Consider the following 15,470-nt stretch of genomic DNA (forward strand, 5'->3'; position numbering starts at 1 on the left):
CAGAATCCCCGCTCCGGTTTCCCGGAGTGGGGATTCTGCTCTTTGCGAAAGGGGCTCCCTTCGCTCAATTTACTAAGATGTCCGCCAAGGATGGCTGGGCCATGCTCCTGTGGACGCACAGCGTCTTCCGCGCCTGCGGCGTCTCCTACGCAAGCTTTCTGCTATCAGCTGCCGGGTGCTTGATCGAATATGTACACGTTTATACCTTACACAAATTGCCCGGCGTTCAGCCAATGGTTACCGTGCAATGCAGCTTCGCATTCTGACCCGGCAAGGTGGTGTAAACACCTGTGCTCTGGTCCGGCGGACCACAGCGCCTTTCGGCCTGCAATCTTTTGCTTCCTTTTGGAAATTCCCATACATTTTATCTTTCGCTTACATCCCAAGTACACAAAGTCTCAAAGCCACAGAATCCCCGCTCCGGTTTCCCGGAGCGGGGATTCTGCTTTTTGCGAAAGGGGCTCCCTTCGCTCAATTTACTAAGATGTCCGCCAAGGATGGCTGGGCCATGCTCCTGTGGACGCACAGCGTCTTCCGCGCCTGCGGCGTCTCCTACGCAAGCTTTCTGCTATCGGCTGCCGGGTGCTTGATTGAATATGTACACGTTTATACCTTACACAAATTGCCCGGCGTTCAGACAATGGTTACCGTGCAATGTAGTTTTGCATTCTGGCCCGGAAGTGTGGTGTAAACACCTGTGCTTTGGCCCGGCGGACCACAGCGCCTTTCGGCCTGCAATCTTTTGCTTCCTTTTGGAAATTTCCATACATTTTATCTTTCGCTTGCATCCCAAGTACACAAAGTCTCAAAGCCGTAGAATCCCCGCTCCGGTTTCCCGGAGCGGGGATTCTGCTCTTTGCGAAAGGGGCTCCCTTCGCTCAATTTACTAAGATGTCCGCCAAGGATGGCTGGGCCATGCTCCTGTGGACGCACAGCGTCTTCCGCGCCTACGGCGTCTCCTACGCAAACTTTCTGCTATCGGCTGCCGGGTGCTTGATCGAATAGTACACGTTTATACCTTACACAAATTGCCCGGCGTTCAGCCAATGGTTACCGTGCAATGTAGTTTTGCATTCTGGCCCGGAAGGGTGGTGTAAACGCCTGTGCTCCGGCCCCGGTGGACGCACAGCGTCTTCCGCGCCTACGGCGTCTCCTACACAAGCTTTCTGCTATCGGCTGCCGGGTACTTGATCGAATAGTACACGTTTATACCTTACACAAATTTCCCGGCGTTCAGCCAATGGTTACCGTGCAATGCAGTTTCGCATCCTGGCCCGGAAGTGTGGTGTAAACACCTGTGCTCTGGCCCGGTGTGCCAACTGCATAAACTCTGTAGTAGTAGTCATTGCCGATCTGGGACACAAACTGCGTCTTCAGAACGCTTCCGTTGCCCACTGTGAAGCTCGGCGCCAGTCCGTTTCCATTGACTACGGTCATCTTGAAGGTGTACATGCTTCCTCTGTTCAGCGTGATGGCATTTGCCGCATCACTGCGCACACTTGCCGCTGCACTCTGGCTTGCGGAAACCACACCCGCTGCTCCATATGTGTTGCTTACATTTCTCGATGTGGAGCCGCTCTTCTTCGCTGTCGTCGTCTTTGTCTCCAGGTTCTGGATGCTTGCTTCCAGTGCTTCTACGGCACTCTTGACCTCTTCTTCGGTCGCTGCTTCATTGTTCAACACAACCTTTGCGTTGCTCAATGCCTTCTGCATCGCTGCCACGCTCTTTGCTGTGTACTTGCTGGTGTTCACTGCCTCTGCTTTTCCAATCAGGTCTTTCAAAGCGTCCTTGTTCGGAATCATACGCAGTGCTGTAATCGCATTGAGCAGTTCTTCGGCCTTCTCATCCACTGCCTCCTGGGTTGCATTGTCATTTTCCAACAGAGTTTCTGCATCGCCTAGGACGGTTTTAAAGGTAGCCCATGTTTCATCCTGGATGTACTTCGAAGCATTCTCTACAATTTTCTTGCCTTCTGCTACCAAAGCTTCCAGATCCGTCCTATCTGCACGGAAGACCAGTTTATTAAGCGCTTCATACAGTGCTTCTGCCGCTGCCTGGATGTCTGCTTCCAGTACTTCCTCGTCGTCCATCAGGTCCTCTGCCGCCTTGTATGCGTCGTCCAGCGCCTGTACGCTCTCCGGCGTGAAGTTCTCTCGATTGATGCTCTCTGCAATCTCCATCGGGATTTCCAGCTGGCTCTTGTCGCCCGCTGTAAAGCTCAGATACTGCAATGCCTCGATCAGCTCAAACATCGCGTTGTTGATCTCGTCCTGGCTTGCGGTCTTCTTTTCTTCGATCGCTTTCGCTGCCTGCAACGCATTCTTGTACTTCTTCTGTACCGACGGGACTGCCGCCGCTACCTGCGCTTTCACGCTCTCGCTCTCTGCGATCGTGATCACTTCGCGCAGATTTTCTTTATCTACGATCGTGAAGCCCAGTTCAATCGTGGTGTCTGCATTCGGCATTGCCAGGCTGTATACATACTCATTGACATCAAACGCCTCTACCGGCTCGCCATTGACTGTCACGCCTGCGATCTCTCTGCCTTCGACTCTCGGCTCAAAGGTCAGGTCGAGATTCGTGTTTGCCATTACGACGTCTTTATATGCACCGATCAGGTTTGCAATCGTCTGCTCTTCCCCGTCGATCGACAGCTTCACCGTTGTCGGATAGCTTACCGTCAGCATGTGTTCCGCTGGTTCTTCTTCAACTTCGCCAGTCACAGCAATCCAACTTAAAACCGGATCCGGATTGTTCGAATTCTGTCTCTGTACACTGATGGTGACATCGGCGTCATTTTCTACCGTAAACGGGAACAAATAGGCTTTTTCTCCGGAATTGGTAAACTGGCCGATGGTCGTTTCAATCTTCTGACCATCTTCCCCCTCATAGGAGACAACAATTTTCATCGGGCGGGATGTGCTCCACCACTCCTGGAAGCCAGCAGAAAGTTGATACTCGCCAGCCTTTAACGGCAGCTTATAATCAATATTCTTTCCGCTCTTTGCCCAGAAACCGCTCGTATATGCATCGAGACTTGTAGGATTCTTCGGCGCAATATCCTCATCCGTTCCGGTATAGCCCCAGCTTCCTTCCGTATAAGCCTGATCGTAGGCCTCTGTATTGACCAGATTCGGGGCCATTTCCTTAATTACGTCATATAGCTCGGAACCGCTAGATGCACCGCTGTCAATAAAATACAGCAAGTTGTCGGGAATGTCTACTACATTAGCGGTCACTGTCAAATCGTCCAATCCTTCCAGTGTACCGACTACATCTCTTTCTGCACCGGGAATCAGCGTGCTGAAGTCCCATGTGACGTTGACATCTTTCGTCTCCCAATGATCGTTCTCACGAATGCTGACATTTACCTTTTCGGGTAGGTTTTCAACGCCGTAGTAAACATCGTCCATTTCTGTGTTCAGCTTGATATTGTTGATGGAATCAAATACGCTCAGATCCCAATCATTGTATTCTTCGAGGCTGATATTTCCTCTGGCGTCGATCTGTACCGGCAGCCAAACGTAGCGGGAATCTGCAAGGGCTTCTGCACTAAAGTCCTCTACTTTACCATAGCCCCAACGGTCGCCCATATAGATGAACTTGCCGTTCTCCGGGTCTACCGGAATCACATTGGTGCTCTGGGTCCAGAAGGTTTTTCCATCGGTATCTCCGATACACGGATCGCCCATATCCGTCCACTCGCCCAGGATCTCATCCGCCTTCCAATAACGGGCCGGGTTCGGGCTCCAACCGGTTGCTCCGGAGGTAATCATATAGTAGGTTCCGTCATACTTGAACAGGGCAGGCGCCTCACGCTGACCGCCCGGGAATAGACGGACAAAGTCCACGCCATTTTTGGCGAGGCCGACTGGCTCCTGCGGAACATCGAGATCCGTGTATTCGTCGTTCAAACGGGAGATAAACATCGTGCGGTTCTCTTCGCTGGAATAGATGATGTAAGCTGTGCCGTCATCATCAATAAACAAATTCATGTCGCGGGCAAAACCGCGGTTCTGCGGCTCCTCATACCAATCGAGTACGCCGTTGTCCTCTAAGTACTCTTCATCTGTCAGCTGGTGCAGGCGGGAACGGCGGATAAAGGTAAACGGTCCATTCGGCGTATCACTGATCGCCATACCTGCGGCAGCAGCAGCATAGCTACTATCGGATTCTTCGGTAGGTCCGTCCGCATGGAACCAGATGATATACTTCTTGGTTTCCTCATTGTAGATCATCTTCGGACGTTCAATGATGGCATTGGTCTTGTTGATACAGAGGTAGACATAGTCCTTCTCTTCCTCTGTCAGATCGCCGTACAGAGCGGTAAAATAAGGATCGGTGTCCAGCGCCTCGCGGCTCGGGACAGAACGCATCACATAGCCTTCAAAAGTCCAGTTGTACAGGTCGTCCGAAGAATAGGCGCTAATGCCGTTGCTGTGGCTTCCAGTCGTCTTATCTTCGCCGACCCACCACCATTTTTCCGTTCCATCCGGCATGGGCAGCTTCTGCACCTGGCCGCCATGCGCCTGAATCGGCTTGCCGTTGGTGTCCTTCCATACATCGCCATTGACGCCAGAGAAGGAATCATAGGTTTCAAGGGAGCGCAGGTCGGAATATACCGTATCCAAATGCTCACATGTTTCCTTTACTTTCGAAGGGCTCAACTGATCCTGCTCCGCCAGCTCTTTGGCAGAAGCAAGGGCGGCATTCAGCGCTGGAAGATTGTCTTCTTTGTTTTCTTCGCCCACATAGAGCTCTCCCAGAGGCTCTTCTGCATAGACAACGCCTGCGGCTTGGTCAGCAGTCACTTTCTCTTCGATTTCCGCAATTTTATCCGTCAAGGTCGTCTTATCGTACGTCTGGCCGCGTTTGACCAGAATGTAACTGAGAATCGGGTCGCCATTTTTATCTGCGCGCTGTGAATTGTGAATAAACACATTCAGCTCGCCATCTTCTACGATGACCTCAGACTTGCTCTCAAAGGTGGCATTGCTTGCAGCGCCACCCGGCACGCTGGCCTGACTGGTGGTACGAACTCCTTCCAGATCAATGTCAACCTTTCTCGCGCTCCACCAACCAGGGATCTTGATTCCGACGGTCACTTCATAGCTACCATCTTCTACAGCAAAATTGTAACGGAATCCACTGGTTTCCGAGTCATACTCGATACCATCGCTGGTATACCAATAGGTATCGGTCTTGACCACACTGTCCGCATTACCGCCGCGAACCATGTCGTCATCTTGGACATACCCCCAGGTATATCCGGTTTCGGCATCCTCCCCATAGGGCTGGTCTGTCACAGATTGATACTCGCCCATGGCATCTCCAGACGCCACTTCCTTCGTTTTGGTCGCGGCGCAGTTGACGAAGTAGAGTAAGTCTCCGGGGGCTCCATCCTTCGTTGCGGCCAGTGCCGGTGCTGCCATAAATGTTTGCAACAGCAAGCACAGGCAGAGCATTAAAGAAAGCCCTCTGCGTTTGGTTTTCTTCATGGTTTACGTTTCTCCTTCCTATAATCTCTCTTCTATCCTGGCTTTTCGCCTTCTACAGACCGCTTTGCAAGCGGTTGTATCCAAAAGTTATGAGTGGAGAACCGATGCACGCGCTTGTGTCTGCGCGTTTTTCAGCGTCTCATCCATATCTGCCCCCTGCATGATGGATTGCAGGCTCTGGGCAATGATGTCCTCCATCGTATAGGTATACAAACCATAGTTCACAGGAGGCGTTTGTTCCGCCCATGTAGCAAAGTCCTCGTAAATACGCTGGCCACCAAAAAAGGCATTTGGTTCTCCGCAATGCTTTAAGTCCTTTGCTGATTTCATCGTACTTACCAGACTGATTTCCTTCACAAGGTCGTCAATCAGCTGTTCATTGGAAGCAAATGTTTTTCCCAAAAAGTCCACTGCCAAATCCGCGCCAGGAACCTTATCAATGACATACCAGCTTCCACCGCCGATGCTCGAAGCATTGATCGACTGTGGAATATCATCCAGCCGCGGGATTGGCGCCACTGCCCATTTTCCACTCTGTTCCTCCGCCTTGACAATGTTGGACATTGCCCAACAGCCGGTGGGAACGCTGGCTACTTCTCCCTCCTGAAATGCCTTTACAAATGGGTCCCAACCGGAAACCTGTAGCGCAATGCCTGCGTTGACCATCCGTTCGTAAGTGGACAACGCCGCTTTGAGCACCTCATTTTCAGCGATGTCAACGGTTTCTCCATCTTCTTTCATATACCAAGCGCCCGCGGACTGCATCATGATTCGGATCTGTCCCAAGTCGCTGGGATCGAGCGTCAGCATATATTTTCCGGTAGCCTCTTTGACGTCTTTTCCAATTTCTATGTATTCATTCCAAGTCAGATTCTGCATGTCCTGCTCGGTGTATCCCGCTTCCCGCAGATAATCCCTGCGATAAAACAAGGCGGCTGCACCACTGTCGAACGGCACTCCGTAGATCTTTCCTTCCTCCGTCATGACACGGAGTTTATACTCCATAAATCTGTCGGGATCTACAATGGAGGAAAGGTCCCGAAGCTCGCCCGGATACGATTTCAAAAAATTCTGAATACGGTAATCCTCAATCAAAACAATGTTAGGAAGCCCTTCGTAATTAGACGAAGAAAATGCCGTATTGAGCTTTGTGATAATATCCGTTTGCGCCATGCTGACTACATTGACCTGAATTTCCGGGTTGATATTCGCATAATACGCCTTGGCCAAGTTGGCCGCTTTTACATTGAAGGTGTCGTCCCATGCCCATATGGTCAGAACATTGTCACTTGTTTCTACGGTTGCCTGTGTATGCGGCTGCTCTTCGGTTTGATTCGAGCAAGCGGTTAGCCCCCATAACAAACAAATACTCAACAGCAGGGCCAACACCCGAAGACTACGCACGCCCATCCCTCCTAAGTCGATTTCACCTGCATCTTACGATGCTCATTTGGGTCCGTGCAGTTTTAAGTGAATTTTTCTCTCCTGTCCACTTTATTTTACTAAAAACGCAGGCCAAAGTATTAGCAATTTCTTTCTCTCATTTTGTACTTTTTTTGGATGTTTTTTCACCGATAATGGTACTTTTTTTATAAATTAGTAGGATTTTTAGGTCAATCCATCCTTTGTATGGGAATGGTCACAGTGACCGCGGTTCCTTTCCCTGGCGCGCTGGAAATGGTAACTCCATACGGCGCCCCGTAAAGAAGTTTGATTCGGTCGTCCACGTTATTGATGCCAATTCCGGTAAAATGATCTGCTTTTCCCCCTTTGGAAAGGGTACGTCCCACTTCTTCCTTCTTCATTCCAGAACCGTTATCAATGATTTCACTCACCAGATCATTTCCCCTGCGCCGAATGCAGACAAAAATACTTCCCTCCTCAGCCCCGCTGAAAGCATGGAAAAAAGCATTTTCGACAAACGGCTGTAGGGTCAATTTCGGCATCAAACAATCCTGGCAATCTTCCGCCAGTGAAAAGCGAACCTGAATCTGTTCTCCAAACCGTAGATGTTGTAAAAAGACATAGTCTTTTAAATTATCGATCTCCTCTGCTGCGGTAATCCGTTCCTCCCGTTTGCTAATCGTCCCTCGCAACAGACGGCTAAACGAATCGATCGCCTGCACAGCGCTCTCTGAATTCCCCTGCCAGATCATCCACTTCAAGGATGCAAGCGTATTATAGATAAAATGTGGATTAATCTGCATTTGTAACGCCCGAATCTCTGCTTCCCGCTTCTCGTCCTCCATGGTCATAATTTGTTCCATATAGCTGTCGAGTCCATCCAACATATAATTAAACGCGGTTGCAAGTTCCCGCACTTCATAGTTGCCCTTTACAGGAATATGGCGGCTAAAATCGCCCTGCGTCACTTTTTTCATCTCATTGACGAGGGAATTGATCGGCCGTGTCGTCTTTCTTACCACAAAAAACATGATGGCAAATACGCACAACACGACTAAAAGGGTCATAATTTCAATGGATTTATGGCGGTCGACTGCACGCAGGATACTCTCCCGATCGATCAAACCTACGAGATGGAACTCCCAATGGGGAATTTTCTGCGCCACCACCGCCATCTGACGATCCGACTGGACCGTCTCGCCGTAGGGCAAATCCTCCTGTTCTACCTGTTGTGCGATGCTCAAAAGATCCAAATCCTTAAATCCAATGATTTCCTTTTGCGTGGAGGAAATAATGCGTCCATCGCTGTCCAATAGCATCAAACTATTGGCATCACTGCTGAAACTGCTGTAAAAATTGCGCAGAACCTCCTGCGGGATGATGACATATGCGTAACCATAGTTGGATTGCCCACCCGCATAATTTAAACCCGTACTGGCAACGATGGCGCTATCCCCCTGAGTCAGCGTAGTGAATCCATCGTCGACAAACTGATATAGGATGCGATTGGGCTGGCGTCGTGTCTCTTCTGTGACGCGGCTGTTCAAAAGCTCCTCCACCGGGATCGTCAAGCCCGCATCACTGCTCAGGTAGGTACTTCCATTGACTCCTACCAATACAATGCTCATTTTTTCAAAGTAGTCCGGTGGCAACGCATGTTCCAAGTTCCACACCATGCTGTATTGCGTATAAGAAGCCGTCGCGGAACTGCGGTCATCACTGGTGAGGTAACTTCGGAACGCCCAGTTGTTTTTGACCACGCTCATGATCTCTGAAATTTCGTCGTTAAACCGGCTCATGTTTTCCCGAATCTGTCCAATAATCTGGGAATTTGACTGCGTAAAGGTGTCCACATAGACATCCTCAGACGCCCGAATAGAAATACTGAGCGTCAACGTAGCAACGCATACGACGCTCAGCAGCATAACGGATAATATCTTTATCAATAAACTATTGGACCGCAGTTTATCTAGGAATTTTTCCATCGTTTCCCTCCGATCGGCGAAACAGCGCCGTACTGCCGGCGGAATTCGCTCGGCGTCTTCCCGGTAAATTTCTTAAATACTTTACAGAAATAGCTATGATCGCCATAACCAACCATTCCACATACCTCGGAGACCGGAATATCTCCCTTTCGCAGAAGTTCCTCTGCCCGGCGAATCCGTGCGCGGTTCAAGTATTCGCTAAATCCTTCGCGACTGTTTGCACTGAAATACGAGGATAAATAGGAATAATTAAAGTTAAAGGTCTTTGCAACATCGTTCAAGGTCAGGGGTTCCGCACAGTGTTCCTCCACATAATCGAGAATCTCCTGGACCGAACGCCGGCCCTGTCGCGGCGTCTGCTCCTCGAAGAGCTTGACAAATTCTACTTGAATACAATGAAATGCCTCTAAAAGATCCTGGGCAAACTTCGCCTCGCTGATCTGGATAAAACAGTCTCGCTTGAGGGAACTGATTCGTTCTGCATCCATGCCATTTTCTTCCCAAGAAGAAAGAACTTGATACAGCGCATCTTGAACCAAAGATTTTAACTCAAATTCGCCGGGCGCTTGCCGCTCAACCGCCCGCTGTAACCACGCTTCCAACTGTGTCAAAGCGCCTGTGATGTCAGAGCTATGCACTTGTGTATTAAACGATGCAAGATCGAAGGGTTCCGCGGGGACTGGGGTAAACGCATCCTCGCCCTGAATAAATTCATCGCGGCAATAAAAGCGCTGCCGGGAGAGCGCAGTCAGCCGGTTATATGTCTCTTTCAGCATCCCCAACCCCTGAAATTCATTGCTATACACATAAAAAATACGCGGTGTCTTTACCCGGAGAGAAGCAACCAGTTTTTTGGCACGCTCTGTCAAAGAGCGGTAAGGTTCTGCAGCATAGTTGACAATCATCAAAAGAAATTTCCGATCAACCGTCACCACTCGTGCTGTTACCCCGGGTAAAAATTCCTCTGCACCCGCGGCCAAGGCGCCTGCCTCACGGTTTAAGTTGGCTGCATTGCCCAATACATAGGGGACGTTCATCCCCATCAAGAAAAAGCGCGGATAGGGAAACACCTTGTGCAGCTTATCCAGGGCATCCGGCGCAGGAAACCCCGACAGGGCCTGATTGAGGATACTTTCGAAGGAATCCCCGCCTCCGCGGGTAAGCACAAAATCCGGGATCTGCCCGGCGGCCTTTCGAAGCGTTGCCAACAGCTCGTCTTGGTTTAAGGTAGGCTTCAAAATGTAATCCACAGCGCCATGTTGAAAGGTAGATTTTACATACTCAAAGTCGCTGTACCCACTCAATACGATCACGCGTGTTTCGGGATAGCGCTCCTGAATTGCCTGCGTCAAAGCGATTCCATCCATCACAGGCATCACCACGTCTGTCAATACAATATGTGGTTTCAATTCCTCAATCTGTGCCAAAGCTTCCGCACCATTGGATGCTTCCCCAACAATCTGGAACCCTTCCTGCTCCCAATGAATCAGCCCCTTGACCCCCTGACGGGTAAGATATTCGTCCTCCACAATCAGGATGCGGCAATAGGTACACATAATGTTCCCCCTCCCCACCATCCGGCGGTTTTTCTGTCCCTATTATAGCGTATTCGCGCTTTTCCAACAAGCGCCGAAGTTTCTCCACTTTTATCAAAAGATCTATACAAATCTTCCGGATGGCAACGTATCAGATGTCTTGGCGCCAATCATGTGCCTGTACAGATCCTCTCTGTCTGGAATATTGCTTACATACCATTCCACACAATGATTTTCTGTAAACAAGTATAAATGTACCATGTTTAAACATTTTCCTATTAATTAAAATAGAAGGACTTTCCTTACAAAATCTGAACCAATTTAAAAATCATTAGAGTTCCAATGGCCACACAGCATTTTTATACCTACGGCATGGGCCATATAAAGAATCCGTACAAATTTTGCTTTTCGTTCTACATGGAAATTCTGGATAGGCAAATGAAGAGCGCTCAAAAAGCAGAACCCCCCGGCTCTGTCTCACATATTCAGAAATAGAAGGGCAAAACACAGAAGACCCAACCTTGGGGAAATCCCCAGGGTTGGGTCTTTACTGTTTATCGGGCAAAATCCTTCCCTTTTATCTTGGCTTACATGAGTCAATCATCACTGGACACGCAGTGTCTTCCCTCCCTACAGTATTTTCTACGGAAGCAAAGCGCAAAAATTTTTTGTTTTGATCCATAAGGGAGAGGCCCTAGGTGGTTTAGATAATCGTTCCTGTATAGTGCTCCACTAAATGTGCAACGCCTTACATGCCTATGGCGGACGTACAGTGTCTTTTCGCGCCTACGGTGTTCCCTAAGAAAACAAACTGCTAGGAATTTGCTTTCCACTCCACGGGAGAAGTCTTACAGAAGCAGGCAAAAATTTTCATGAAGAAAAAAGCACAACCTTATCACATGCAAAAAGCGGGTGAATAACACATAGAAGGACCTGATCCTGGAGATCTCCAGGATCAGGTCCTTCGTTTATTGAGAAGAAGAGAAGCCTTTTCTTTTATTTCGCCATTTCCGACTTAGCCAACCTTCCCTGCACAGTGCTTTACCGGACGTGCAACGTCTTACGCGGACCTCCGGTCCGGGCGCGCCTACGGCGGCAACCATGGAAGCAAACCGCGATTGGTTTGCTTCCGTGCTCCACGTAGGAAGTCCTCCGAAAACACTCAGCCAATCGTCACTACACTATGTTTGACTGGAGCATTGCCCGGCAGGGTGGTGTAAACGCCCGTACTCTGGCCCGGCGTGCCAATCGCATAGACTCTATAGTAGTAGTCGTTGCCAATCTTCGCCACAAACTGTGTCTTTAACACATCTCCATTGCCGACGGTGAAGCTTGGCATCTGATTCGCACCATCGACCACCGTCATCTTAAAGCAGTATGCCTGGCCGTGTTTCAGCGCAAAGTTCACTGTCGTGTCGGAAACCACATGCGCCTGCTGGCTGGTCACGCCCTGAGTTGCAGAGGCAATACCCGATTTACCGTATGCGTTGCCCACGTTGGCAGACGTGCTGCCCTTGCTGCTTCCGCTGCTGCCCGCGCCCGGCTTCTCCTCCTTGACCAGGCCGTTTGCAGCCTCTTCCAGATTGACATATGCCTTTGCAACCGCCTGTTTGTCTGCATTCGTGTCCACCGCAACCGCCTTCGCAACGCTCAATGCTGCCTTAAAGGCTGCCACACTGCGGTCGGTATAGCCAACCAGATCCTTTTGCTCCATCTCAGCGATCAACTTGTTCAACTCGTCCTTGTTCGGAATCTTCCGCAGGGCTGTCATTGCTTTCATCAGCTCTAACGCCTTCGCATCCACATCCGCTTGGTCTGCGTTTGTGTTTAGAAGCAGCTCTTCCGCTTCTGCCAATACCTTGGTAAAGGTATTGAATGCCTCATCCTGTATGTAGCTATCCAGATCGAAGGTGTTCGCCTCGTCTACCAACCCCTGCAGTTCGCTTGCATCCGCACGGTTTTCCAACTTCTCAATCGCTGCCTGTAAGTTGCCATATGCCTCATCGACATCCACCTTCAGCGGATTCTCCTCGCCATAGACCTCCTTCGCCGCCTCGAGTGCTTCCTCGAAGCCCGCCGTTGTACTTGGCTTGAACTCGTCCAGGCGCTCCGCCAGCTGCTCTGCAATGTTGATCAACGGCAGCAGTATTTCCTGATCGCCTGCTTCGAATTCCAGCAAATGCATCGCGTCCAGCAGATCACTCCATGCCTTGTTGACCTCTTCCTGGGTAGCGCCCGCATTGTCATAAACCGTCTGTGCATCTGTCCGGGCCTCCGTAAAGAATTCCTTCACCTCGGGCACCAGGCGGTCAATCACATTCTGTGGCACGGCGTTGGCCTGCTCCAGAACCACTTCCAGGATGCTCTTGTTAACTTTGGCAAATATAAAACGCAGGCTCGTACTCTCGTTTGGCATTGTAAAGGTATATGTGCAACCATCCGCTCCAAACTCGATGTCCTCGCCGTTGAGCTGCGCGCTTGAAAATACACCTTCGGTCGGGGTAAAGGTGAAGGTCAGCTCTTCGCCCGGCTGCACTTTTGCGCCGTAGATCGCGTCCGTGGATAGGATCTCTTCCGCATTACCCTCGATTCTCATCGATGCGTTACCGCTCCACTGCACCGTCAGAAGCTGGGATTCCACCTCTTCGCCCGCGTCGAGATAAATTTCAAGCGCTTGGAGCGCCGCCTGAATGCGCTCTAAAGAACCGCCGTCCACACGCAATTCCGTCTGCAAAGCGGTTACCTTTTCCTGCAAACCTTGATACCATGCTTCCGAACAATCCTCTGGAGAAATTGCCTGCGCACGCTGCAAAGCACTCAAGTCGATGGACGTATCCAGCGCAATCAAACGACCCTCGCTCCCCACTGCATTATAATAATGGTAGACAACCCCATTCTTTTTCACAACACAGGGCTTATGGGCATAGGTAGAGCTGTAGGTATTGTTGCGCTCCGTCAACGGAATATACGATTTTTCCCAATGAACCATGTCCTTTGAAACAGCGAACGAGTCGATAATACCGCCGGGAGAGCTGGTAAAGTAGAACATCACCCAGTAATCCCCAATTTTTACAACATCCGCGTCGGCATTGTGGCTGTCTCCCCAAATCGCGCCGCTGGGAGAAATATCCTGATTCAGCACGGGATTGGTTGCCTCACGTTCCCAGTGAAGCAAATCTTGGGAATACGCTTGGCACATAACCTCAGGACCGCTCGCTGCGTTGTAAAATCCCACATAGCGACTGTTTTCTGCGTCCCAAATGGCTTGTAACTTCCAAATAATTCCCTTTTCATAAGGATAAGCGCCGTCATTCGCATCCAGCACTGGATCTGGAGCGCGTTCCCACTGGGAGAGCGACCCATCCGGCTGGAAAATGCTGTCTGCAAACGCCACGCCAGCGCGTTTGATGCCCGCCTCATAACCAGGGGTATCCGATGCCAAATAGGTCATCGCCAGCCGGCCATCCTCTGTCACATGTGGAGTGGGAAGTTCGCCCCATTCATGGTCGCGGACGATATAACCCGCTGCATTGTATTCGTCCCAAGCGCCGGGTTCACCATTCTCCAAAATCTTCCCGACTTTCTCCCAATGAAGCATGTCCATACTGCGGGCCAGGCCCGTGCGGTATCCGGTCCCATCGTGCCCAACATATGTCATATAGACATAAGTGTCGTCGCCCGGAATGGCAAAGACATTGGGATTGTCGATCAGGTCGCTGTCAAAAGTGTCCGTCCCGACTCCCGAATAGGAGAGCACAATTCCATATTCGTACGGCGTTTTGACTTCCTCATAGATCGATTGGAAAAGATCCTCGGACAAACGTTTTGTCAAGAAAACGGTCCTTCCTTCCGAAAAATCCTCCTGCAAAGAAACCGTCAGTTGGATGCGGCCCTCCACGGCCTCTGTCAGATCCAAGGAAAAATCCGCAGTCTGCTTATTTGCCGGGATCTCCTCCATAAAGACCTGTTCGGCACCCGCGCTGTCCACCATCTTGATGTAGACCGGTTGGCTCTGCTCTTTAGCCTCCTCCAGCATGACGGAAAGCGGCAACTGGTTGTCTCCCGGTACCATTTCCGGCACAGTTATTTCAAAACCATGCAGCATCTCTCGGACGCCCCATACACGCAGTTCGGATGCACCGACCGACTTTCCGTCCTGGGGGATCATAGTCACCCGTACATTGGCGGTACGGAACACATCGAAGTTGATCGTGAAAGGCACAATCCAGGTGTCGTTCTCATAGGTCCCCACCGTGACCTCTTGGTTTGCTGCTTCCTGCCACTGGCTCCCGTCCCAATATTGAACGCTTACAGCTTTGGGGGTCGGCACGCCTCCAAAATCGTTGTATGCGAACAGTTCTACCTGGTGGACATCCTGTTCGGTTTCAAACTGCACCTCGACAAACGCTGTCTCCTGTCTGTCATAATTGGTCCAGCGGTTCCGCGGCCCTTCGTCAATCGGCGGCCCCTGTTTACTAGAAATGATCCCATCTGCTAAATCTTTAAGATTGTCGCCTGCGTTGGTGTACTCGGTAAACAGTTTTGGAAAGCCCACCCCCGTCGGATTCAGTGCCAGATTGACAAGCCCTTTCGATGCTGTCCGGTCAAGAATATGTTCGGAAAAAGCCAAGGCAGACCTTTCGTGTTCTACGGGGATGGCAGCCCATGCCGTCGTGACTCCTGAACATAAAATAGTAGCACTGAGTAAATACGCAGCCAGTTTCTTTTTCATATCGCTCCTCCTTTTACTTGGTTTTCAAAATCCGCCGCTTAAAAACGTTCCCCCCTTTCCTGGACCTATCCCTCTGCTTCTGTCGAGTTCATTGTATCACTCCGGTTACTCAGTGTATTTATAAAAATTCGTGTAAATAATACAATTTTTTAACCAAAATAGCGCATATTTCTAGCGGTTTAAATACCAATATGGAACAAAAAAATCGCCGCCCAACTTGGACGGCGATAAACTTCTAAATGGTTATTCAGAATCCATACATATCCAAAAGATGCGTATAAATTCCTTTTTTGACTGGACTCCTTTTTTAAAAGG

General features: G+C 50.1%; 6 protein-coding genes. 1 reads left to right on the forward strand and 5 read right to left on the reverse strand.

Annotated elements, in window-relative coordinates; genetic code table 11:
- Positions 1-266: hypothetical protein (locus B9Y59_RS16070; protein WP_207651502.1), on the forward strand; the 266-nt coding region annotated here is incomplete at its 5' end.
- Positions 267-1,233: 967 nt separating this feature from the next.
- Here B9Y59_RS16070 and B9Y59_RS12560 read toward each other — a convergent pair.
- From B9Y59_RS12560 to B9Y59_RS12580, 5 genes are all read right to left on the reverse strand, one after another.
- Positions 1,234-5,499, reverse strand: coding sequence for a family 43 glycosylhydrolase (locus B9Y59_RS12560; protein ID WP_085533831.1), 4,266 nt, complete (start codon positions 5,497-5,499; stop codon positions 1,234-1,236).
- Positions 5,500-5,586: 87 nt separating this feature from the next.
- A complete protein-coding gene (locus B9Y59_RS12565) occupies positions 5,587-6,903 on the reverse strand; it encodes an ABC transporter substrate-binding protein (RefSeq protein ID WP_085534636.1) in 1,317 nt (438 codons plus the stop codon).
- Between the two features lie 209 nt (positions 6,904-7,112).
- Complete coding sequence (locus B9Y59_RS12570; RefSeq protein ID WP_054323179.1) at positions 7,113-8,888, reverse strand: cache domain-containing sensor histidine kinase; 1,776 nt, start codon at positions 8,886-8,888, stop codon at positions 7,113-7,115.
- Complete coding sequence (locus tag B9Y59_RS12575) at positions 8,873-10,444, reverse strand: response regulator transcription factor (protein WP_158089034.1); 1,572 nt, start codon at positions 10,442-10,444, stop codon at positions 8,873-8,875. Before B9Y59_RS12575 ends, B9Y59_RS12570 begins: the two co-directional genes overlap by 16 nt.
- Before the next feature lie 1,141 nt (positions 10,445-11,585).
- Entirely contained in the window at positions 11,586-15,155 is a 3,570-nt protein-coding gene (locus tag B9Y59_RS12580; RefSeq protein WP_085533835.1) for an FIVAR domain-containing protein, read from the reverse strand.
- Positions 15,156-15,470: the final 315 nt, after the last annotated feature.

It is taken from the genome of Anaeromassilibacillus sp. Marseille-P3371, from assembly GCF_900169665.1.
GTDB lineage: Bacteria > Bacillota > Clostridia > Oscillospirales > Acutalibacteraceae > Anaeromassilibacillus.

Bases quoted from the DNA above. Each gene is read 5' to 3' on its own strand.
- B9Y59_RS12560 (WP_085533831.1), bottom strand. From the start codon at position 5,499: ATGAAGAAAACCAAACGCAGAGGGCTTTCTTTAATGCTCTGCCTGTGC.
- B9Y59_RS12575 (WP_158089034.1), bottom strand. From the start codon at position 10,444: ATGTGTACCTATTGCCGCATCCTGATTGTGGAGGACGAATATCTTACC.
- B9Y59_RS12580 (WP_085533835.1), bottom strand. From the start codon at position 15,155: ATGAAAAAGAAACTGGCTGCGTATTTACTCAGTGCTACTATTTTATGT.
- B9Y59_RS12570 (WP_054323179.1), bottom strand. From the start codon at position 8,888: ATGGAAAAATTCCTAGATAAACTGCGGTCCAATAGTTTATTGATAAAG.